Source organism: Cellulomonas sp. ICMP 17802, assembly GCF_041295535.1.
Lineage (GTDB): Bacteria > Actinomycetota > Actinomycetes > Actinomycetales > Cellulomonadaceae > Cellulomonas.
Window position 1 is genome coordinate 1 of record NZ_JBGFQZ010000003.1, and the last position, 21,192, is coordinate 21,192.

Here is a 21,192-nt window from a genome sequence, read left to right on the forward strand (position 1 = left end):
GGGGGGGGGGGGTGGGCGCGCGCGCGCGCCATGGCCGGCCCGCTGGCGACCGCCTCCAGGCACCCGGTGTTGCCGCAGCGGCACGGCCGGTCGACGCCGCCCGGGACGGCGATGTGCCCGAGGTCGCCGGCGGCACCCTGCGCGCCGCGGCGGATCTGGCCGTCGGAGATGATCCCCGCGCCGATGCCGGTGGCCACCTTGACGAAGAGCAGGTGGTCGACGTCGGGCCACTGGGAGGTGTGCTCGCCGAGGGCCATGACGTTGACGTCGTTGTCCACGAGCACGGGCACCCGCAGCTTGCGCGAGAGCAGCGCGGGGACGTCGGCGTCGTCCCAGCCCGGCATGATCGGCGGGTTGATGGGCCGGCCGGTGGAGTGCTCGACGGGCCCCGGCAGCCCGACCCCGACGCTCACCAGGTCGCTGACCGGCCGGCCCGCGGTGGCCAGCAGGTCCAGCCCGACCTCGACGACGCGGTCGAGCACGGGGACCGGGCCCTCAGAGATGGTGATCGGCTCGTGGTGCTCCGCGAGCACGGTCCCCACCAGGTCGGTCAGCGCGAGCCGGGAGTGCGTGGCGCCCAGGTCGACCGCGAGGACCACCCGGGCCGCCGGGTTGAACGCGAAGGTGGCGGGCGGCCGGCCTCCGGTGGAGCTGGCCTCGCCGGCCGGGGTGACCAGGCCGGACGACAGCAGCAGGTCCACGCGGGCGGCGATGGTGGAGCGCGCCTGGCCGGTGAGCGTGGCCAGGTCGGAGCGCGTGCGCGGCTGGCGGTCGCGGAGGAGCTGGAACATCTCCCCGGCGCCCGTCGGCCTGGGGGCGAACTTGAGGAGCTCGTCCATGCGCACAGTGAACCATTCCGCCTTGTGTAGGTCACGTTCGCGTAACCATGACACATCCGTGGCGACTTTTGCTTGACCAGCGACAGAAGTGGGTCCTACGTTCCCCCCATGGTCAACGTGGACCCGCCGCTGCTGCAGATGCGCGGCATCGTGAAGCAGTTCCCGGGTGCCCGGGCGCTGGACGGCGTCGACCTGGAGATCCGGGCCGGCGAGGTCCACTGCCTGCTGGGCCAGAACGGGGCCGGCAAGTCGACGCTCATCAAGGTGCTGGCCGGCGCCCACCAGCCGTCCGAGGGCGAGATCCTGCTCGACGGGAACCCGGTCACCATCGCGCACCCCGTGGCGGGCCTCAAGCTGGGCATCGCGACGATGTACCAGGAGCTCGACGTCGTCGACGGGCTGTCCGTCGCGGAGAACATCTACCTCGGCCACGAGCTGGCCAGCGCCGGGTTCTCGCAGCGCCGCGCGGCCACCGCCCGCACCCGGGCGCTGCTGACCCGCCTGGGCCACGGCGACATCTCGCCGCACCGCGAGGTGGGCCGGCTGTCCGCCGCCGGCAAACAGATCGTCAGCATGGCGCGGGCCCTGTCGCACGACGCCCGCGTGATCGTCATGGACGAGCCGTCGGCCGTGCTGGACGCCGAGGAGGTCACCAACCTCTTCCGCGTGGTGCGCGAGCTCACCGCGTCCGGCGTCGCGGTGGTCTACATCTCGCACCGCCTCGACGAGATCCGGCAGATCGGCGACCGCATCACGGTGCTCAAGGACGGCCGGACGGTCGCGACCGGCCTCCCCGCCGCGCAGACGCCCACCGCCGAGCTGATCAAGCTCATGACCGGTCGCACGGTCGAGTACGCCATCCCGCCGCGACCGGCCGTGGCCGACGACGCGCCGACGGTGCTCCGCGTCGAGGGGCTGGCCCTGCGCGGGGCGTTCAGCGACGTCTCGTTCGAGGTCCGGGCCGGCGAGGTGGTCGGTCTGGCGGGACTCGTCGGGTCCGGACGCACCGAGATCCTGGAGACCGTCTTCGGCGCCCGCAAGGCCACGGCCGGCACGGTGCGCGTGGGCGACGACCGGCTGCGGCCGGGCTCGGTCAGCGACGCGGTCGGCGCCGGCGTCGGGCTGTGCCCCGAGGAGCGCAAGAGCCAGGGCCTGATCCTCGACGAGCCCGTGTACCGCAACATCACGCTCTCGACGTTCTCCCGCAACGCCACGGCGTCGTTCCTCGACGAGGGTGCCGAGCGGCGCGTCGCGCGCCAGCAGATCCAGTCGCTGGACGTGCGGCCGTCCGACCCCGACCGCAGCGCGCGCACCCTGTCCGGCGGCAACCAGCAGAAGGTCCTGCTCGCCCGCTGGCTGGTGCACGGCTGCCGCGTGCTGCTGCTCGACGAGCCCACCCGCGGCGTCGACGTGGGCGCACGGGCCGAGATCTACGGGCTGATCGCCGACCTCGCCGCCCAGGGCGCCGCGGTCGTGGTGGTCTCCAGCGACATCCCGGAGGTGCTCGGCCTGTCCGACCGCGTCCTGGTGGTCTCCGAAGGGCGCGTGGTCCACGACGGACCGGCGTCCGGCATCGACGAGCACCGCGTGCTCGACCTCGTCATGGAAGGAAGTGCCGCGTGAGCGACCAGGACCTGACAGTCCCCGCCGCCGACGAGTCCGCTCGGGTCGAGCAGGTGGCCAAGGCCGACGAGAGGTCCCGTGGGGGGCTCCTCTCCGGGGCCACCGGGCGCAACCTCGGCCTGGTCATCGCCCTCGTGGCGATCTGCGCCTTCGGCGTCATCACGGCCGGCGAGCGGTTCGCCAGCATCGACAACGTCCTGACGATCCTGCGCCTGGCGTCGGTGCTCGGGGTGATCAGCATCGGGATGACCTTCGTCATCACCGGCGGCGGGATCGACCTGTCGGTCGGCTCCGTCATCGGGCTCGCCTCGGTGTGGGCCTCCACGCTGGCCACGCAGACCATGGCGCAGGACGTCCACTGGACGATCATGGTGCTCTGCGCGCTGGGCGTCGGCATCGGCGCGGGACTGATCAACGGCGTGCTCATCGCCTACGGGAAGGTGGTCGCGTTCATCGCGACGCTGGCCATGCTGGTGTCCGCCCGCGGCCTGGCGGAGATCATCGCCAACCGGCAGACCCAGATCGTCAAGGTGAGCGCCTTCCTCGAGTTCTTCCGGTCGTCGCCCCTCGGCGTGCCGATGCTCGTGTGGATCTTCGTCCTGGTGTCCGTCGCCGGGTGGGTCCTGCTCAACCGCACGACGTTCGGTCGCCGCACCATCGCGGTCGGCGGCAACCCCGAGGCTGCGCGGCTGGCGGGCATCAAGGTCAAGCGCCACACGATGTACCTGTACGCCCTCTGCGGGCTGACGGCCGGCATCGGCGGCGTGATGATGCTCGGCCGCACCACGGCCGGCAGCTCCACCAACGGCCAGCTCTACGAGCTCGACGCCATCGCCGCCGTGGTCGTGGGCGGCACCCTGCTCATCGGCGGCCGCGGCACCATCGTCGGCACCTTCCTGGGCGTGCTGATCTTCACGACGCTCAGCAACGTGTTCACGCAGAACAACCTGTCCATCTCGGCACAGGCCATCGCCAAGGGCGTGATCATCGTCGTCGCCGTGCTGCTCCAGCAGCGCATCGCCGAGCGATCCCGCGCCGGTACCTGACCCCCCCGACCGCTCCGCTCTCGTCTGCTCCGCTCTCGTCCGCACGTCCCGATCAAGGAGGATCGTCATGTCCGCACCCCTGCGCCGCCGGTGGCTCGCCCTCGCCGGCTCCACCGCGGCTCTCGCGCTCGTCGTCGCCGGCTGCACGTCCAACACCCCCGAGGACACCAGCTCGGGTGACGCGTCCGTCCCGGCCGTCGCGGCCACCGGCAACGACGAGCCCGGCGACAAGGTCGTCATCGGCTTCTCGGCCCCGGCCGCCGACCACGGCTGGATGGGCTCCATCACCAAGTCGGCCGTGGCCGAGGCCGCCAAGTACTCCGACGTGGAGCTGGTCCAGGCCGAGGCCACCAACGACGTCAACCTGCAGATCAGCCAGATCGAGCAGTTCATCAACGACGGCGTCGACGCCATCGTCCTGCTGCCGTTCGACGGCGCGGCGCTCACCGAGGTGGCGACCAAGGCCATGGACGCCGGGATCGTCGTCATCAACGTCGACCGCGAGTTCGACGACCCGAACGCCGCGCGCACCACGGTGCTCGGCGACAACTACGGCATGGGCGTGAGCGCCGGCGCGTACATCTGCGACCAGCTGGGCGGCAAGGCCGGCGCCAAGGTCGCCGAGATCGCCGGCATCGACTCCCTGCCGCTGACGCAGGACCGCAGCCGGGGCTTCAAGGACTCGCTGGCCGCGTGCGGCCTCGAGGTCAGCAACCGCGTGGCGGCGGACTTCACGGTCCAGGGCGGGGAGGCCGCCGCGGCCAACCTGCTGCAGGCAGCGCCGCACCTCGACGCCATCTGGAACCACGACGACGACCAGGGCGTCGGCGTCCTGGCGGCCATCGAGAACGCCGGCCGCGACGAGTTCTTCATGGTCGGCGGCGCCGGCTCGAAGAACGTCATGGAGGCCATCAAGGCCGACAACACGGTGCTCAAGGCGACGGTCATCTACCCGTCGACCCAGGCGGCCGACGGCATCAAGCTGGCCCGCCTGCTGGTGCAGGGCAAGTCGATGAGCGACCTGGTCGAGGTCGAGGTGCCGCGCAAGATCCAGCTGTACGCGCCCGTGGTCACCAAGGACAACGTGGACCAGTACCTGCCCACGGCCTTCGAGTCCTGACCCAGCCTGACCGAGCCGGGCGGGTCCCTCTCCGCAGGGGACCCGCCCGGGGCCAGAAGGAGGAGCCGTGACAGCAGCACCCCCGCGCCTGGGCGTGGGCATGATCGGGTACGCGTTCATGGGGATCGCGCACTCGCAGGCCTGGCGCAACGCGCCCCGGTTCTTCGACCTGCCGCTGCACCCCGACATGGCGGTGGTCGCCGGCCGCTCGAAGGACGCGGTCGAGGCGGCCGCGGCCAGGCTCGGCTGGGCGAGCACGGAGACGGACTGGAAGGCGCTCGTCACCCGCGACGACGTCGACCTGGTCGACATCTGCACCCCCGGCGACACCCACGCCGAGATCGCGATCGCCGCGCTCGCGGCCGGCAAGCACGTGCTGTGCGAGAAGCCGCTGGCCAACTCGGTCGAAGAGGCCGAGGCCATGGTCCGCGCGGCGGAGGCCAGCACCGGCCTGGCCATGGTCGGGTTCACCTACCGGCGCGTCCCGGCGATCCAGCTGGCGCGCACGCTCGTCGCGACCGGCCGCATCGGCACCGTGCGGCACGTGCGCGCGCAGTACCTGCAGGACTGGATCGCGGACCCGCAGGCACCGTTGTCGTGGCGGCTGGACAAGCAGAAGGCCGGCTCGGGCGCGCTGGGGGACATCGGGGCGCACATCGTCGACCTCGCGCAGTTCGTCACGGGCGAGCAGGTCACGGGAGTCTCCGCGGTGCTCGAGACCTTCGTGCACGAGCGGCCCGTCGCCTCGGAGCACTCCGGGCTGCACGGCACGGCGGGGACGTCGACCGGCCCCGTGACGGTGGACGACGCCGCGATCTTCCTCGGCCGGATGTCCGGCGGCGGCCTGGCGACCTTCGAGGCCACGCGGTTCGCGTGGGGGCGCAAGAACGCGATCCGCCTCGAGATCAACGGGTCCGCCGGCTCGCTCGCGTTCGACTTCGAGGACATGAACGTCCTGCACTTCTTCGACGCCTCCGACGACGCCGCCGAGGCGGGCTTCCGCAGGATCGTGGTCACCGAGCCCGAGCACGCCTATGTGGCGGCCTGGTGGCCTCCGGGGCACGGCCTCGGGTACGAGCACGCGTTCACCCACCAGGCCGTGGACCTGGTCGGCGCGATCGCGGCGGGCCGCCAGCCGGAGCCCAGCTTCGCCGACGGGCTCGTGGTCCAGCGGGTGCTGGACGCGGTGGAACGCTCGGCGGCGGACGACAGCACCTGGACACCGGTTTCGAGGGAGAGCTGACCATGACCCGACCGATCACCCTGTTCACCGGGCAGTGGGCCGACCTGCCGTTCGAGGAGGTGGCGCGGCTGGCGTCCGGCTGGGGCTACGACGGCCTCGAGATCGCGTGCTGGGGCGACCACCTGGACCCGTGGCGCTGGGACGACGACGAGTACGTCGCCGGCAAGCTCGCGCTGCTGGAGAAGTACGGCCTCAAGGTCTACGCGATCTCCAACCACCTCAAGGGTCAGGCCGTCTGCGACGACCCGATCGACCAGCGGCACCGCGACATCCTGCCCGACGTCGTCTGGGGCGACGGCGACCCCGAGGGCGTCCGGCAGCGGGCCGCCGAGGAGATGAAGCACACGGCCCGCCTGGCCGCGAAGCTCGGCGTGAAGACGGTCGTGGGGTTCACCGGCTCGAGCATCTGGAAGTACGTCGCCATGTTCCCGCCGGTCTCGCAGGAGGCCGTCGACGCCGGCTACCAGGACTTCGCCGACCGCTGGAACCCGATCCTCGACGTGTTCGACGAGGTGGGCGTCCGGTTCGCGCACGAGGTGCACCCCAGCGAGATCGCGTACGACTACTGGACCTGCGTGCGCACGCTCGAGGCGATCGGCCACCGCGAGGCCTTCGGTCTCAACTGGGACCCGAGCCACTTCATCTGGCAGCAGCTGGACCCGGTCGACTTCATCCTCGAGTTCCGCGACCGGATCTACCACGTGGACTGCAAGGACGTGAAGCTCCGGCTGGGCAACGGCCGCAACGGCCGGCTCGGGTCGCACCTGGCGTGGGCCGACCTGCGGCGCGGGTGGGACTTCGTCTCGACCGGCCGCGGCGACGTGCCGTGGGAGGCGTCGTTCCGGGCGCTGAACTCGATCGGGTACGAGGGGCCGATCTCGGTGGAGTGGGAGGACGCCGGGATGGACCGGCTGCTCGGCGCGCCCGAGGCGCTGGAGTTCGTGCGGCGCAACGCCTTCGACCCCCCGGCGGCGGCGTTCGACGCCGCGTTCAGCGCACGGTAGGCCCGCCCGGGGCAGATACTGGCGTGATGATCAGCATCGCGCTCGCGGAGCAGCTCCACACGGCGGGCCTGCGCTGGCACCCGGGGCCCGGCGACCGGTTCGCGGTGCGGACGCTGGCCGACCAGGTGTTCACCATCTCGGACATGGTGGTGGAGCCGCACGAGTACCCCACGGGCACGGTGCTGGGCTTCAACGGGACGACCGAGTGGGCGCTCGACTCGGTCGCGCAGGAGGACGCCCTGTGGCTGCCGCGCGAGGACCAGCTGCGCGAGCTGCTCGGCCGGACCTTCCGCAGCCTCGCGCGCTCGACCGTCGGGCAGTTCCAGGTGCTGGTCGAGCTGCCGGGCCGGCCAGAGCGGCTGTTCACGTCCGACTCGGCGGCGGACGCCTACGCCCAGGCCCTGCTCGCCCTCGTGCTCGCCGCGGTCGACCGGGTGTAGCGGCCCGCCGGCGTCAGCGGAGGGCGAGGACGCAGAACTCGTTGCCCTCCGGGTCGGCCAGCACCGTCCAGGGCACGTCGCCCTGGCCCACGTCGGCGTCGGCGGCACCCAGCGCCCGCAGCCGGGCCACCTCCGCCGCCTGGTCGTCGCCGGGGTACGGCAGCAGGTCGAGGTGGAACCGGTTGCTGGTCCGCTCGGCGTCGGGGGTGCGGCGCAGCTCCAGATACGGTCCGACGCCCTGGGCCGAGCGCAGCCGCGCCAGGTCGTCGGTCCGCTCGTGCAGGGTCCAGTCCGTCGCCTCGCCCCAGAACCGGGCCATCGCCCACGGGTCCGCGCAGTCGACCACCACGGCGGCGACCGGGCCCGTGTCCTGGTAGAGCGCCTGCGGCTCCCGCACGCGGAACACGTTGCCCTCGGGGTCGGCCAGCACCGTCCACGGCGCGTCCGGACGGCCCGCGTCGGCCTGCGTGGCGCCGAGCTCCAGCAGCCGGGCGACCAGCAGCGCCTGGTGGTCCGCGGAGCCGGACGCGAGCTCGAGGTGCGTGCGGTACCGCACCGTCTCGGGGTCCGGGACCGACACGACGTCGACGTACACGGCCGCCGGGTCCGGCCAGACCAGCCCGTGGGGCTCGACGTTGGTCACGCCGGGTCCCTCGCTCGACAGGCCCCAGCCGAGGGCGTCGGCCCAGAACCGGCCGAGCGCGGCGTCGTCGCGAGCCTTGACGTTCATCTGGACGAGTCGGAGCGGCATGGCGCCCGAGCCTAGGGGAGGTGCGCCCGAGCCGTCCTGCTCGTTTCCGTCAGTCGCCGGACCGGTGGTCCGGGTCGTGCACCGGGACGAAGGTGCCCGGGTCGCCGGACACCGCCCAGCCGGGGCCGTCGTGGCCCGCTGTGCGCCGGGGTGGGATGCGGATCGGCTGGGTGTCGCCCGCGCGGCGCTCGCGGACGGCCGGGCGCACCGGGACGGACGGTGGCTGACCGTGCAGCGGCTGGGAGGGCGTGAAGATGATCGCGCACAGCTCGCGGTACGTGGCGTCCGGGTCGGCCACCCACGAGATGCGCCCCAGGGCCTGGTCCTGCCCGGCGGACTCCAGCGTGAACTCGCCGTAGCCGAGCAGCCGGCCGGCGATCGACCGGGAGTACCGCATGTCCGTGACCTTGACCAGCGGCATCATCGAGACCTTGTGGGTGACCAGCCCGTAGAGCAGGAGCATCCGCTTGTCGGTGGCGACGAACCACTCGTTGCGCCAGTCGACCACCCGCCAGGCGAGCCGCGCCACCAGCGCCAGCCACAGCCACCAGAGCCACGTCGAGCGGTCGCCGACGACGCCGCCGGCCGCGTCGACCAACCACGCCACGGCGACGAATCCAGCCACCGTGGTGACTGTGGGCTCCAGGAGCTTGCCCCAGTGGGACCGGCGGGTCAGGACCACCCGCTCGCCGGGCAGCACGTACTTGCGCAGGGTCCGGTGCCCCGCCAGCGTCTGCTCGACGGTCCCCATGTCACGCGGCGAGGTTCGAGAAGAACCTGCCGAAGCTGCTGAACGCGTTGACGAGGATGTCCCACAGCGCGCGCACCAGGTCGGCGGCGCGGTCCGGGCTCGTCACGATGGCGTACACCAGGAAGATCGCGACGATCCAGAAGAGCGCGGTCTTGAGCTTGGGCGGCATGGGTCCTCGCAAGGCGTCGTCGGGTGGCGCGGTCGGGGGAGATCGATCGGGCACCGGCAGCGGATCGCGACGTCGAACAGGGCCGGCCGGCACCGCCAGGTCCGGCAAAGCGTACTTACCGGGCGGCGCGGAGCGCGGGAGCACACACCGAGAAGGTGAACGGTTGTCCGACTAGCCGTTCTGCTCGTAAGCGGCGCGCAGCAGCGGGAGCAGGTCGGCGACCTCGGCCGGATCGGTGACGCCGACCTTGTAAGTCGCGGAGCCGGGCGCCGTCGCCGGCACGAGGCGGGGGTCGTCGGGCGGGTCGACCAGCCGGAGTCCGACGTCGACCCGCGTGGCGGTGGTGGCGGCGACGGCCGCGAACTGGCGGGCGCGGACGAACGGCACGTACGTCGACCGGCCCTCGCGCCGCACGTCGTCGCCGAGCCCGAGCAGCGCCGCCTCGAGGGCGTCGTACACCGGGCGCAGGGCCGCCTTGCGCCCGCTGTACTGGGCGTCCACGTAGCCGTCGACGTCGGGCTGGACCCAGCCGGCCTGCCGCGCGACCTCGAAGGCGATGGCCCACTGGGTGTTCTGCGGCACCCCGTGCACGTCCTTGAGCCACCGGCGCACGGCGTTCTGGTCGAGGGGGTCCACGCCGCTGGTCGTCTGGACCAGCGCGGTCCACTCCTCGAGCGTCCGGCCGGTGCGGGCGGCCATGCCCGCGGTGACCGCGGCCATCATGTCGTCGGGGCTCGTCGCCATGCTGCCCAGCGTAGGCAGCGGGTCCCCAACGTCTAGACTCCGACGCATGTCCACCCTCTCTCGCGACGAGGTCGCGCGCGTGGCGGGCCTGGCACGGATCGACCTCACACCGGCGGAGCTCGACCGCCTCGCGGGCGAGCTCGACGTCATCGTCGAGTCGGTCGCCCGCGTGAGCGAGATCGCCACGCCCGACGTGCCGGCCACCAGCCACCCCCTGCCGCTGACCAACGTGTTCCGCCCCGACGTGCCCGTCGCGACGGTCGACCGGGACCTGGTGCTGGCGTCCGCGCCCGCCCAGATCGACGGCAAGTTCGCCGTGCCGCAGATCCTGGGGGAGGAGCAGTGAGCGACCTCACGAGGCTGTCGGCCGCCGCGCTCGCGGAGAAGCTGGGCGCGAAGGAGGTGTCCAGCGTCGAGGCGACGCAGGCGCACCTCGACCGGATCGCCGACGTGGACGGGGCGATCCACGCGTTCCTGCAGGTCAGCGGCGAGGCGGCGCTGGCCGCCGCCGCCGACGTCGACGCGCGTCGCGCGGCCGGGGAGTCGCTGCACGCGCTCGCCGGGGTGCCGATCGCGGTCAAGGACGTCGTCGTCACCAAGGGCCTCGAGACCACCGCGGGCTCCCGGATCCTCGAGGGCTGGATCCCGCCGTACGACGCCACGCTGGTCGAGCGCATCAAGGCCGCGGGCCTGCCGATCCTGGGCAAGACCAACATGGACGAGTTCGCCATGGGGTCGTCCACCGAGCACTCGGCCTACGGCAACACCCACAACCCGTGGGACCTCGACCGGATCCCCGGCGGGTCCGGCGGCGGGTCGGCGGCCGCCGTCGCCGCCTACGAGGCCCCGCTGGCCATCGGCACGGACACCGGCGGCTCGATCCGTCAGCCCGCGGCCGTCACCGGCACGGTCGGGGTCAAGCCGACCTACGGCGGGGTCTCCCGGTACGGGCTCATCGCGCTGGCGTCCTCGCTGGACCAGGCCGGCCCGGTGACCCGCACGGTCCTGGACTCGGCGCTGCTGCACGAGCTCATCGGCGGGCACGACCCGCGCGACTCGACCTCGATCGACGAGCCGCTGCCGCCGTTGGTCGCCGCGGCACGTCAGGGCGCGAACGGCGACCTGTCGGGCGTGCGCGTGGGCGTCATCCGCGAGCTCCAGGGCGACGGCTACCAGGCCGGCGTGCTCGCGCGGTTCGAGGAGTCGCTCGAGCTGCTGCGCGGCGCGGGCGCCGAGATCGTCGAGGTCTCCTGCCCGCACTTCACCTACGCGCTCGCGGCGTACTACCTGATCCTGCCGGCCGAGGCGTCCAGCAACCTGGCCAAGTTCGACGGCATGCGGTTCGGCCTGCGCGTGGTCCCCGAGGACAACCCGACCGCCGAGCGCGTCATGTCCGCCACGCGCGGCCAGGGCTTCGGCGACGAGGTCAAGCGCCGGATCATCCTGGGCACCTACGCCCTGTCGGCCGGGTACTACGACGCCTACTACGGCTCCGCGCAGAAGGTCCGCACGCTCATCCAGCGCGACTTCACCTCGGCGTTCGAGGCGGCCGACGTGCTGGTCTCCCCGACGGCGCCGACCACGGCGTTCAAGCTGGGCGAGAAGCTGGACGACCCGCTGGCGATGTACCTCAACGACGTCGCGACGATCCCGGCCAACCTCGCGGGCGTGCCGGGGCTGTCCCTGCCCAGCGGGCTGTCCGACGACGGCCTGCCGGTCGGGTTCCAGGTGCTGGCCCCGGCCAAGGCCGACGACCGGCTGTACCGCGTGGGTGCCGCGCTCGAGGCGCTGCTGGAGAACGAGTGGGGTGGCCCGCTGCTGGCCAAGGCTCCCGAGCTGGAGGTGGCCCGATGAGCACGCTGGTCGACTACGACGAGGCCGTGGCCCGCTACGACACGGTCATCGGCATCGAAGTGCACGTCGAGCTGGGCACGGCGACGAAGATGTTCGACGGCGCGCCCGCCGGGTTCGGCGAGGAGCCGAACACGTCGGTCACGCCGGTCTCGCTGGGCCTGCCGGGCTCGCTGCCGGTGGTCAACGGCAAGGCGGTCGAGTACGCCATCCGCATCGGCCTGGCGCTGAACTGCTCCATCGCCGAGACCTGCCGGTTCGCGCGGAAGAACTACTTCTACCCGGACGTGCCGAAGAACTTCCAGACGTCGCAGTACGACGAGCCCATCGCCTACGAGGGCTGGGTCGACGTCGAGCTGGACGACGGCAGCATCTTCCGCGTCGAGATCGAGCGCGCGCACATGGAGGAGGACGCCGGCAAGAACACGCACATCGGCGGCTCCGACGGTCGTATCCACGGCGCCGAGTACTCGCTGGTCGACTACAACCGTGCCGGCATCCCGCTGGTGGAGATCGTCACCAAGCCGATCACGGGTGCGGGCGCCCGGGCGCCCGAGGTGGCCCGCGCGTACGTGCAGACGCTGCGCGACCTGTTCCGGGCGCTGGAGGTGTCCGAGGCCCGCATGGAGCGCGGCAACGTGCGCGCGGACGTCAACGTGTCGATCCGGCCCTCCGCGGACAGCCCCCTGGGCACCCGCACCGAGACCAAGAACGTCAACTCGTTCCGCTCGGTCGAGCGCGCCGTCCGGTACGAGGTCAGCCGCCAGGCGGGCGTGCTCGACGACGGCGTCGCGATCATCCAGGAGACGCGGCACTGGCACGAGGACACCGGCACCACGACGTCGGGCCGCGTGAAGTCGGACGCCGAGGACTACCGGTACTTCCCGGAGCCCGACCTCGTCCCGATCGCCCCGGACCGCGCGTGGGTCGAGGAGATCCGCGCCGGCCTGCCCGAGCTGCCGGCCGCGCGCCGCCGACGGCTGCAGGGGGAGTGGGAGTACGCCGACGCCGAGATGCGCGACGTGGTCAACGCCGGCGCGGTCGAGCTCATCGAGACCACGATCGCCGCGGGTGCCAGCCCGGCCGCCGCGCGCAAGTGGTGGATGGGCGAGCTGGCCCGCACGGCCAAGCAGCAGGAGGTCGAGCTGGCCGACCTGCCCGTGACGCCCACCCAGATCGGCCAGCTGCAGAAGCTGGTCGACGACGGCCGGATCAACGACAAGCTGGCCCGCCAGGTGCTCGAGGGCGTGCTCGCGGGCGAGGGCGACCCGGAGACGGTGCTCGTCGCGCGCGGGCTCGAGGTGGTCTCCGACGACGGCCCGCTGCTCGAGGCCATCGACGCCGCCCTGGCCGCGCAGCCGGACATCGCCGAGAAGATCCGGTCGGGCAACCTCGGCCCGGTCGGCGCGATCATCGGCGCGGTCATGAAGGCGACCCGCGGGCAGGCCGACGCCGGCCGTGTCCGCGAGCTGCTGCTCGAGCGCATCGCGCAGTGACGTCCGCGGTCGGCGCCCCGCCCCGGCGGGGCGCTGACCGGTCCCCGTGATCCGCCGGTAACGTCCCCGCCATACCCGGGCCGTAGCGTTCGCCACTGGTTCAGGCCGAGGAGGCACCGATGGAGAAGCCCACGCTCCAGGGCGAGATGATCGTGCTCCGACCCATCCGGGCGAGCGACGCGGACGCGCTGTGGGAGTCGGTCAACGACGCCGACGGCAACCGCCTCACCGGCACGACGCAGGTGTTCACGCGGCAGCAGATCGACGACTGGTGCGCGACCATCTCGTCGGTCGACGGCCGCATCGACCTGGCGGTCACCGCGAACGGCTCCGACGAGTACCTGGGCGAGATCGTGCTGAACGAGATCGACGAGGTGGTGCGGTCCGCCAACCTGCGCCTCGCGATGCGCCCGGGCTACCGCGGCCGCGGCTACGGCACGGAGGCGATCCAGCTGATCCTCGGGCTGGCGTTCGACGGCCTGGCCCTGCACCGCGTCGAGCTCGACGTGCTGAGCATCAACGCCCGCGCGAAGTCGCTGTACGAGAACCTCGGGTTCCGCATCGAGGGCCGCAAGCGCGACGCCTACCGGGACGGCGAGGGGTACTGCGACGGGATCATCATGTCGCTGCTCGAGGACGAGTTCCGGGCGAGCCAGATCCCCTGAGCCGGTCAGCGGGGCAGGTACTTCTCGACGGAGGCCAGGTACGCCTCGGCGTCGAAGTCCGGCACGATCGACGCCTGGACCACGTAGCCCTGCACCGCCGAGATGAGCAGCGGCACCTGCTCGACCGCCAGCGCCTCGGCCTCGTCGGCGGGGGTGCCGTGCGTGCGCTGGTGCCAGAGCGACACGTACGCGGTGAGCGCCGCGCGCAGCTGCACGATCACCTCGTGGGCCAGCGTGTGCACCTCGGGGTCGGACATGCTCTCGCCCCACAGCTGCAGCATGATCCCGGGGCTGCCCAGCGACCGCATCATCCCCGTGACGAGCACCCGGGGGAGCGCGGGCGGCGGCGCCAGCGGCTCGACCTGCGCGAGCCGCTCGATGTCGAGGATCCGTGACCCGATGACGCGGGACGCCACGTCCACGACGATCGCGCTCTTGCTGGGGAAGTGCCCGTAGATCGCGCCGGCGGACAGGCCCGACTCCGCGATGATCTCGGCCATCGACGTGGCCTGGAACCCCTTGCGCCGGAACGCCCGCAGCGCGGCGTCGGCGATCTCGTCGCGGCGGGCGACGCGGTACTCCTCGGTGACCTTGGGCACGCTGCAGCATAAAAACGAATGATCGTTCTTGACAACTCCGGCGCGCGGGGAGTTCGATACAAGAACGAACATTCGGTTTATGAGAGAGAGGCACCGCCATGCCGCACACCCCGTGGCGACGGCTCCTCGGCCTGGGTGCCGGGCTCGCCGCCGTCCTCACCGTCCTCGCGCTGGCCTTCCTGTGGCCCGCCGTCACGTCCGAGCCGCGCGACCTGCCCGTCGCGGTCGCGGGTCCGCCGCAGGCCGTCGCGCCGGTCGCCCAGGGTCTCGACGAGCGCGCGCCCGGTGCGTTCGACGTCGTCCCCGCGGCCGACCGCGCGGCAGCCGTCCGCCTGATCGAGACCCGCGAGGTCTACGGCGCCGTGGTGCTCGGGCAGCAGCCCGAGATCCTCACCGCCTCGGGCGGGAGCCCGCTGGTGGCGCAGCAGCTGGCGCAGCTGGCCCCGGTGCTGCAGCAGCAGACCGGCGCGCCGGTCCCCGTCACGGACGTCGTCCCCCTGAACGCCGGCGACCCGCGCGGCGCGATCCTCGGGGCGGTCACGTTCCCGCTGGTCATCGGCGGGATGATCGGCGGCATCGCCATCTCGCTGGCGGTCGTCGGCGTCTGGCGCCGGGTGGCGGCCGTCACGGCGTACTCGGCGCTGGGCGGGCTCGCCGTCGCCGGCGTCCTGCAGGGCTGGTTCGGCGCGCTGGGCGGGTCGTACCTGGTCAACGCGGGGATCGTCGCGCTCGCGATCCTGGCGGTCGCCGGCGTCATCGTCGGGTTCGTGTCGGTCGTGGGCCGGCCCGGCATCGCGATCGGCCCGGTGCTGTTCCTGCTCGTCGCCAACCCCATCGCCTCGGCCGCCCAGCCGTGGCAGATGCTGCCGGTGCCGTGGGGGGCGGTCGGGCAGTGGATGCCCCCGGGTGCGGCCGCTGCGCTGCTCCGCGACGAGTCGTACTTCCCGGCGGCGGACACGACGACCCTCTGGCTCGCGCTGGCCTCCTGGGCGCTGCTCGGCCTGCTGCTCGCGGTGCTCGGCCACTTCCGGGACACGGGCGCGGCCACCCACGCGGCGCTGGAGGAGGCGTCCGAGGACGCCGCCCCGGAGCTCGTCAGCGCGTAGCCGGCCGCCGTCGGATCCTGCCGCGCTGGTGACGAGCGGTGCGGGTGGGGCGCCGGACGCGCCCCACCCGCGAACCCGGTCCCCAGCGCGGCAGGCTCGGACGCCGATCAGTCGTCCAGGCTGCCCATCGTCAGGTTGACGGTGGTGCCGGTCATCCCGCTCGCCCGGTCGGACGCCAGGAACGCCGCCATGTTCCCCACCTCGTCGAGACCCATGAGCCGGCGGGGGTGCGTCCGGGCGGCGAGCAGGTCCTGCCACTGCTCCCAGGTCATCCCCCGTGGCCGCCGCGCGCGGCTCGTACGCCTGCCGGATCGTGCGCGTCGTCGGGATCGCCTGCGGGCGCAGGCCCACCACGCGGACGCCGTGCGGCGCCAGCTCGGCGGACAGCGACCGCGTGAGCGCCTCCTTGGCCGCCTGCGCCGGACCGAAGCCGCCGACGAGCGGGATGCCGATCCGGGAGTGCAGGGCGCTGACCGTCATGATCACCCCGGAGCCTGCGGCGACCATGCGCCGGGCGGCCAGCCGCGCGGTGAGGAAGTACGAGGTGGTGTAGGCGGTCAGCGGCAGCGCGAAACGCGCGACGTCGACCTCCGTCAGCGGCAGGCCGAGGATGTCCGTGTCGGGGATGCCGATCGCATTGAACGAGATGTCGACGCGGCCCGACGTCGCGACGACGTGCTCGAGGTGCTCGTCGACGGCCCGCTCGTCGAGCGCGTCGACCTCGGCGGCCTCGGCGCGGAAGCCCGCGGCGACGATCTCCTTGGCGACGACGTCGACGTCCGCCCGGTCGCGCCCGGTCAGGTGGACCGCCGCGCCCTCGGCCGCGAACGCGTGCGCGACCGCGCCCCCGATGGCGCCGCCGGCGCCGTAGACCACCGCGACCTTGTCCTGCAGCAACATGTCCGACCTCTTCCGCGTGGGGTGCGACGGCCCCGGCCGGTGCCGTCGGTCGGGTAGGCACCGGCGCGGGCGAGAGCTGGGCGCCGCCGGACCGCCCAGTTCGCGCGCCGGCCGGTGTCTGTACGCGAGAGTGGGACCACGGGAGGTGGCATGACCGAGACGATCGACCCGGCCGCGCGGGCGCGCGCGGGGGACGACGACGCGTTCCGCGAGCTCATGGAGCCGTACCGGCGCGAGCTGCTGGTGCACTGCTACCGGATGCTCGGGTCCCTGCACGACGCCGAGGACGTCCTGCAGGACGTGCTGCTCGCGGCGTGGCAGGGCCTCGACGGCTTCGAGGGGCGGTCGTCGGTGCGCACGTGGCTGTACCGCATCGCCACCAACCGCTGCCTCAACGCGCGCCGTGCCGCCGCGCGCCGCCCGCCGCGCGCCTGGGACGTGCCCGGCGTCGACCTGGTCGAGCCGAGCAGCCTCGGTGAGGTGCTCTGGCTCGAGCCGTTCCCCGACGCCCTCCTCGGCGGCGCCGGCGACGCGCCGCTCGGTCCCGAGGCGCGCTACGAGCGGACCGAGGCGATCTCGTTGGCGTTCGTCACCGCGCTGCAGGTGCTGCCGCCGCGTCAGCTCGCCGTCCTCGTCCTGCGCGACGTCCTGGGGTTCCCCGCGCGCGAGGTGGCCGACATGCTCGGCTCGACGGTCGAGTCGGTGACCAGCGCGCTCAAGCGGGCCCGCGCGACGCTGCAGGTGCGCCGGTCGGCGGAGCCGCCGACGTCCGCGGGTGCCGACCGGCTCGTCGCGACGTTCGTCAGCGCCTACGAGTCCGCCGACGTGGTCGCCCTGGTCGCCCTGCTGACGGACGACGTGTTCATCTCCATGCCGCCGATGCCCTACGAGTACGTGGGCCGGGACCTCGCGGCGCTGTTCTGCGCGGGCATCCTCGCGCCGGGTCGCCGGTTCGACCTGGTCGCGACCCGGGCCAACGGTCAGCCGGCGTTCGGCACGTACCTGCGGGGTCCCGACGGCTCGAGCCGGGGGACCGGCCTGCTCGTCCTGGAGCTCGCGGGCGCCGGGGTCGGCGCGCTGACGCGGTTCGACGGCACCGTGCTGCCCGCGTTCGGCCTCCCGGAGTCGATCCCCGCCCCTCGCGCCTAGCCGCGGGCGCGGTGGAAGTCGTCGAGGGCGACCTTGCGCTCGGCCGCGTGGTCGACGATCGGGTCCGGGTAGTCCTCGGGCGCCTCGAGCCCGAGCTTCCAGGGCTGGTGGACGGCCCGCCCGGGGATGCCGCGCAGCTCGGGCACCCACTCGCGGACGTACGCGCCGTCGGGGTCGAACTTCTCGCCCTGCGTCACGGGGTTGAACACCCGGAAGTACGGCGCGGCGTCCCGCCCGGTGCCGGCCACCCACTGCCAGTTGAGCTGGTTCTGCGGCACGTCCCCGTCCACCAGCCACTCCATGAAGTGCGCCGCGCCGCGCTGCCAGCGCACGTGCAGGTCCTTGACCAGGAACGACGCGACGACCATCCGCACCCGGTTGTGCATCCAGCCGAGCGCCCGCAGCTGGCGCATGCCGGCGTCGACGAACGGGTAGCCCGTGCGCCCGGCGGCCCAGGCCGCGAACGAGGCGTCGCCGTCGTCCCACGAGTCGTCCGGCACGACGCTGCGCAGCGACCGGTGCGCGGCGCCGGGGTGGTGCCACAGCACGTCGGCGTGGAACTCCCGCCACGCCAGCTCGGACCGGAACGTGGCCACGTCGAACGGGGCGGCCGCCAGGTCGGCCAGCAGCGTCCGCGGGTGCAGCTCGCCCCACTTGAGCGGGATCGACAGCATCGACGTGGCGTCGAGGTCGGGCCGGTCGCGCAGGCTCGCGTACTCGGCCAGGTCGCCGTGCAGGTAGCTGGTCCACCGGGTGTGCGCAGCGTCCTCGCCCGCCGGGGGGAGGCGCACGTCGGCGGACGCGGCGTCGGGGATGCCGTCGCACCGGACGTCCGCCCACGGCACGTCCAACGGGTGCGGCGCGGGCGAGGCCCAGCCGTGATCGAGCCACGCGCCGCGGAAGGGGGTGAAGACCTGGAAGGGCGTCCCAGCCTGCGTCGTCAGTCGGCCCGGGGCCACGGCGTAGGGCGACCCGGTGCGGACCAGCGGCACCTCCAGTGCGCGCTCGACGGCGTCGTCGCGACGCCGTCCGTACGGCTCGGTCGCGGCGGTCACGTGCACGGCGGGCGCCGCGACCTCGCGGGCCACCGCCGGCACCACCTCGGCGGCCGGGCCGTGGCGGACGACGAGCCGGCCGTCGGTGGCCTCGTCGAGCGCCCGCAGGCTGCGCGCGAGGTACTCCCGGCGCGGCGCGCCGCAGGACGCCCAGAGGGTCGGGTCGACGACGAAGAGCGGCACGACGGTGTCGCCCGCGGCCCGCGCCTGCTCCACGGCGGCGACCAGCGCGGGGTTGTCCGCGAGGCGCAGGTCGCGACGGAACCAGTGGATCGTGGGCACCCGGCGACCGTAGCCGCGCGGCCGCCGCGCCGCCGCCCGAGGGCGTCGGCAGGAGCCCGGGGCTGGTGGCTCGACGGGGGTTGAGGCCACGATGGGCCCATGAGCGACTCGAACTCGGGGGGCTCGACGCCCGCTCGCAAGGTCGACACGCTGCCCGGCGACCGCGCTTTCTTCGGTCAGCCGCTGGGCCTGTTCACGCTGTTCGGCACCGAGCTCTGGGAGCGGTTCAGCTACTACGGGATGCGCGCCATCCTGCTGTACTACCTGACGGACACGGTGGCCAAGGGCGGCCTCGGGATCGAGCAGACGTCGGGCGAGGCGCTCGTCGCCATCTACGGCTCGTCGGTCTACCTGGTCTCCGTGCTGGGCGGCTGGCTCGCGGACCGGATCATCGGCGCCCGCCGCTCGGTCCTCTACGGCGGCATCATCATCGCCGCGGGGCACGTGTTCCTCACCGTGCCGCAGGCGCTCTTCTCGTACCTGGGCATCGTCTTCGTGGCGCTGGGCACCGGGCTGCTCAAGCCCAACGTGTCGAGCATGGTGGGGGAGCTGTACGACCGGGACGACCCGCGGCGCGACTCGGGCTTCTCGATCTTCTACATGGGCATCAACATCGGCTCCCTGGCCGCGCCGTTCCTGGTGGGGGCCGCCCAGACGGCCGGCGGGTACCACGCGGGCTTCGCCGTCGCCGCGATCGGCATGGCGATCGCACTGGTGTTCTTCGTCGCGGGCCGCAAGTACCTGGGCGGCGCCGGGGACGTCCCGCCCAACCCGCTGACGCCGCAGGACCGGCCCGCGGTCGTGCGGCTGTTCCTGTTCGTGCTGCTGGGCATCGCGCTCGCGGTCGCCGCCGGCTGGCTGGTCGAGGGGGGCTTCGGCCTGCCGGCGTTCATCGACGCCGTGTCCTACCTGGCGTTCGCGGCGCCCGTGGCGACGTTCATCGTCATGTTCCGCTCGCCCAAGGTGAACGCCCACGAGCGGACGCGGCTGCGTGCGTACATCCCGCTCTTCGTCGCGGCGATGATCTTCTGGATGATCTTCGAGCAGGCGGCCAGCACGCTCGCCTCCTACGCGAAGGACAACACCGACCTCGTGATGTTCGGCGTGACCATCTCGCCGGCCTTCTTCCAGTCGGTCAACCCGGCCGCGATCATCGTGCTCGCGCCCGTGTTCGCGTGGCTGTGGATCAAGCTCGACGACCGCCCGCCGACCGCCGTGAAGTTCGCGCTGGGGCTCACGTTCGCCGCGCTGAGCTTCGTCTTCCTCGCGGGGGCCTCGGCGCTGGCCGGCGGCGCGAAGACGTCGGCGTGGGTGCTCATCGTCGTGTACCTCATCCAGACGATCGGTGAGCTGTGCCTGTCGCCCGTGGGGCTCGCGGCGACGACGCTGCTGGCGCCCCGGGCGTTCCGCGGCCAGGCCATGGCCCTGTGGTTCCTCGCCCCGTCGGCCGGCAACGCGATCGCCGCGCAGGTCATCCAGGGCACGCCCGACGTGAGCCCCACGGCGTACTTCGGCACGATCGGGCTGATCGCGCTGGCGTTCGCCGGCGGCATGTTCGCGCTGGCGCCGTGGGTCACGCGGCACATCCGGGCGGGTGCGGACTCCGAGTCCGAGGCGGCGCTGCAGCACTGAGCCGCTGTCGGGGGCCGGTGGCAGGCTGGGTGGCATGACCGACACCAGCCTGCTGCGCCACTCCGTCGTCACCGACGCCGTCGACCCCCGCCACTGGCGCGTGCTCCTGCGCACGCTGCGCGCCACGTTCACCACCCCCGACTTCGCCACCGCCGCGGCGTTCGTGGCCCGGATCGCGGCGGCCGCCGACGAGGCGAACCACCACCCGGACGTCGTCCTGCGCTGGGGGCAGGTCACCGTCACCACGTCCAGCCACGACGCCGGCGGCCTCACGCAGCGGGACGTGGACCTCGCCGCGACGGTGAGCGCGATCGCCGACGAGCTGGGCCTGGCGGCCGACGTGCACCGCAGCGAGATCCTCGAGCTCGCCATCGACGCGCTCGACATCCCGGCCGTGCAGCCGTTCTGGGCCGCGGTGATGGGCTACCGGGCCACGTCCGACGACGAGGTCACGGACCCCGCCGGCATCGGCCCGGCCATCTGGTTCCAGCAGATGGATGCGCCGCGGCCGCAGCGCAACCGCATCCACTTCGACATCACCGTCCCGCACGACCAGGCCGAGGAGCGCATCGCGGCGGCGGTCGCGGCGGGCGGGCACGTGGTCAGCAGCAGCCGGGCGCCGGCGTTCACCGTCCTGGCCGACGCCGAGGGCAACGAGGTCTGCGTCTGCACCTGGCAGGGGCGCTCGCTGGCCTGAGCGGGCAGACCGAGGGCCCCGGATCGGAGT

At 73.1% G+C, this 21,192-nt stretch carries 22 protein-coding genes and 1 pseudogene; 14 read left to right on the forward strand and 9 right to left on the reverse strand.

Annotated elements, in window-relative coordinates:
- On the reverse strand, positions 1-839 hold an 839-nt coding region (locus tag AB5970_RS05180; RefSeq protein WP_370502848.1), incomplete at its 3' end, for an ROK family transcriptional regulator.
- Between the two features lie 108 nt (positions 840-947).
- Here AB5970_RS05180 and AB5970_RS05185 point away from each other — a divergent pair.
- The 6 genes from AB5970_RS05185 (at position 948) to AB5970_RS05210 (ending at position 7,315) form a co-directional block, all read left to right on the forward strand.
- Positions 948-2,462 carry a sugar ABC transporter ATP-binding protein gene (locus tag AB5970_RS05185; protein WP_370502849.1) on the forward strand — a complete coding sequence of 505 codons (1,515 nt, stop codon included), beginning with the start codon at positions 948-950 and terminating at the stop codon, positions 2,460-2,462.
- On the forward strand, positions 2,459-3,508 hold the full coding sequence (locus AB5970_RS05190; RefSeq protein ID WP_370502850.1) for an ABC transporter permease: 1,050 nt from the start codon (positions 2,459-2,461) through the stop codon (positions 3,506-3,508). Before AB5970_RS05185 ends, AB5970_RS05190 begins: the two co-directional genes overlap by 4 nt.
- Positions 3,509-3,575: 67 nt before the next feature.
- Entirely contained in the window at positions 3,576-4,628 is a 1,053-nt protein-coding gene (locus AB5970_RS05195) for a substrate-binding domain-containing protein (protein WP_370502851.1), read from the forward strand.
- 100 nt (positions 4,629-4,728) lie between these two features.
- On the forward strand, positions 4,729-5,871 hold the full coding sequence (locus tag AB5970_RS05200; protein WP_370503025.1) for a Gfo/Idh/MocA family protein: 1,143 nt from the start codon (positions 4,729-4,731) through the stop codon (positions 5,869-5,871).
- Between the two features lie 2 nt (positions 5,872-5,873).
- The gene (locus AB5970_RS05205) at positions 5,874-6,875 is read left to right on the forward strand and encodes a sugar phosphate isomerase/epimerase family protein (protein WP_370502852.1); all 1,002 of its coding nucleotides are present in this window, start codon (positions 5,874-5,876) and stop codon (positions 6,873-6,875) included.
- Between the two features lie 26 nt (positions 6,876-6,901).
- Positions 6,902-7,315, forward strand: coding sequence for a pilus assembly protein CpaE (locus tag AB5970_RS05210; RefSeq protein WP_370502853.1), 414 nt, complete (start codon positions 6,902-6,904; stop codon positions 7,313-7,315).
- Between the two features lie 13 nt (positions 7,316-7,328).
- Here the strand turns inward: AB5970_RS05210 and AB5970_RS05215 are convergent, their stop codons facing one another.
- The 4 genes from AB5970_RS05215 to AB5970_RS05230 all read right to left on the reverse strand — a co-directional run bounded on the left by AB5970_RS05215 (position 7,329) and on the right by AB5970_RS05230 (position 9,730).
- Entirely contained in the window at positions 7,329-8,066 is a 738-nt protein-coding gene (locus AB5970_RS05215) for a VOC family protein (RefSeq protein ID WP_370502854.1), read from the reverse strand.
- 49 nt (positions 8,067-8,115) lie between these two features.
- Positions 8,116-8,817 carry a PH domain-containing protein gene (locus AB5970_RS05220; protein ID WP_370502855.1) on the reverse strand — a complete coding sequence of 234 codons (702 nt, stop codon included), beginning with the start codon at positions 8,815-8,817 and terminating at the stop codon, positions 8,116-8,118.
- 1 nt (position 8,818) lies between these two features.
- The gene (locus AB5970_RS05225) at positions 8,819-8,986 is read right to left on the reverse strand and encodes a hypothetical protein (protein WP_370502856.1); all 168 of its coding nucleotides are present in this window, start codon (positions 8,984-8,986) and stop codon (positions 8,819-8,821) included.
- A gap of 171 nt (positions 8,987-9,157) precedes the next feature.
- Positions 9,158-9,730 carry a DUF5655 domain-containing protein gene (locus AB5970_RS05230; RefSeq protein WP_370502857.1) on the reverse strand — a complete coding sequence of 191 codons (573 nt, stop codon included), beginning with the start codon at positions 9,728-9,730 and terminating at the stop codon, positions 9,158-9,160.
- Between the two features lie 46 nt (positions 9,731-9,776).
- On the opposite strand from AB5970_RS05230, the gene gatC reads away from it, so the two are divergent.
- From gatC to AB5970_RS05250, 4 genes are all read left to right on the forward strand, one after another.
- The gene (gene gatC, locus AB5970_RS05235) at positions 9,777-10,076 is read left to right on the forward strand and encodes an Asp-tRNA(Asn)/Glu-tRNA(Gln) amidotransferase subunit GatC (protein WP_370502858.1); all 300 of its coding nucleotides are present in this window, start codon (positions 9,777-9,779) and stop codon (positions 10,074-10,076) included.
- Complete coding sequence (gatA, locus tag AB5970_RS05240) at positions 10,073-11,584, forward strand: Asp-tRNA(Asn)/Glu-tRNA(Gln) amidotransferase subunit GatA (RefSeq protein WP_370502859.1); 1,512 nt, start codon at positions 10,073-10,075, stop codon at positions 11,582-11,584. Before gatC ends, gatA begins: the two co-directional genes overlap by 4 nt.
- Positions 11,581-13,077 carry an Asp-tRNA(Asn)/Glu-tRNA(Gln) amidotransferase subunit GatB gene (gene gatB / locus AB5970_RS05245; RefSeq protein ID WP_370502860.1) on the forward strand — a complete coding sequence of 499 codons (1,497 nt, stop codon included), beginning with the start codon at positions 11,581-11,583 and terminating at the stop codon, positions 13,075-13,077. Before gatA ends, gatB begins: the two co-directional genes overlap by 4 nt.
- Before the next feature lie 119 nt (positions 13,078-13,196).
- A complete protein-coding gene (locus tag AB5970_RS05250; protein WP_370502861.1) occupies positions 13,197-13,742 on the forward strand; it encodes a GNAT family N-acetyltransferase in 546 nt (181 codons plus the stop codon).
- Positions 13,743-13,747: 5 nt separating this feature from the next.
- On the opposite strand, the gene AB5970_RS05255 is transcribed toward AB5970_RS05250, so the two are convergent.
- Positions 13,748-14,341 carry a TetR/AcrR family transcriptional regulator gene (locus tag AB5970_RS05255; RefSeq protein ID WP_370502862.1) on the reverse strand — a complete coding sequence of 198 codons (594 nt, stop codon included), beginning with the start codon at positions 14,339-14,341 and terminating at the stop codon, positions 13,748-13,750.
- Between the two features lie 98 nt (positions 14,342-14,439).
- Here AB5970_RS05255 and AB5970_RS05260 point away from each other — a divergent pair, with 98 nt between their 5' ends.
- Positions 14,440-15,447, forward strand: a complete 1,008-nt coding sequence (locus tag AB5970_RS05260; protein ID WP_370502863.1) for an ABC transporter permease — start codon at positions 14,440-14,442, stop codon at positions 15,445-15,447.
- Positions 15,448-15,554: 107 nt separating this feature from the next.
- On the opposite strand, the gene AB5970_RS05265 is transcribed toward AB5970_RS05260, so the two are convergent.
- On the reverse strand, positions 15,555-15,719 hold the full coding sequence (locus AB5970_RS05265) for an SDR family oxidoreductase (protein WP_370502864.1): 165 nt from the start codon (positions 15,717-15,719) through the stop codon (positions 15,555-15,557).
- Positions 15,720-15,822: 103 nt separating this feature from the next.
- Positions 15,823-16,347, reverse strand: a pseudogene (locus tag AB5970_RS05270) (SDR family NAD(P)-dependent oxidoreductase); the annotation flags it as partial.
- Between the two features lie 150 nt (positions 16,348-16,497).
- Here AB5970_RS05270 and AB5970_RS05275 point away from each other — a divergent pair.
- A complete protein-coding gene (locus AB5970_RS05275) occupies positions 16,498-17,496 on the forward strand; it encodes an RNA polymerase subunit sigma-70 (RefSeq protein ID WP_370502865.1) in 999 nt (332 codons plus the stop codon).
- On the opposite strand, the gene AB5970_RS05280 is transcribed toward AB5970_RS05275, so the two are convergent.
- Positions 17,493-18,833: a cryptochrome/photolyase family protein gene (locus AB5970_RS05280; protein WP_370502866.1), complete on the reverse strand. Its 1,341-nt coding sequence runs from the start codon at positions 18,831-18,833 to the stop codon at positions 17,493-17,495. The two genes, AB5970_RS05275 and AB5970_RS05280, sit on opposite strands and share 4 nt — an antisense overlap.
- Before the next feature lie 99 nt (positions 18,834-18,932).
- Here AB5970_RS05280 and AB5970_RS05285 point away from each other — a divergent pair, with 99 nt between their 5' ends.
- Positions 18,933-20,465 (forward strand): peptide MFS transporter, encoded by a 1,533-nt coding sequence (locus AB5970_RS05285; RefSeq protein ID WP_370502867.1) that lies wholly within the window; start codon positions 18,933-18,935, stop codon positions 20,463-20,465.
- A 34-nt stretch (positions 20,466-20,499) separates the two neighbouring features.
- Entirely contained in the window at positions 20,500-21,162 is a 663-nt protein-coding gene (locus AB5970_RS05290; protein WP_370502868.1) for a VOC family protein, read from the forward strand.
- The last annotated feature ends 30 nt before the right edge of the window (positions 21,163-21,192 follow it).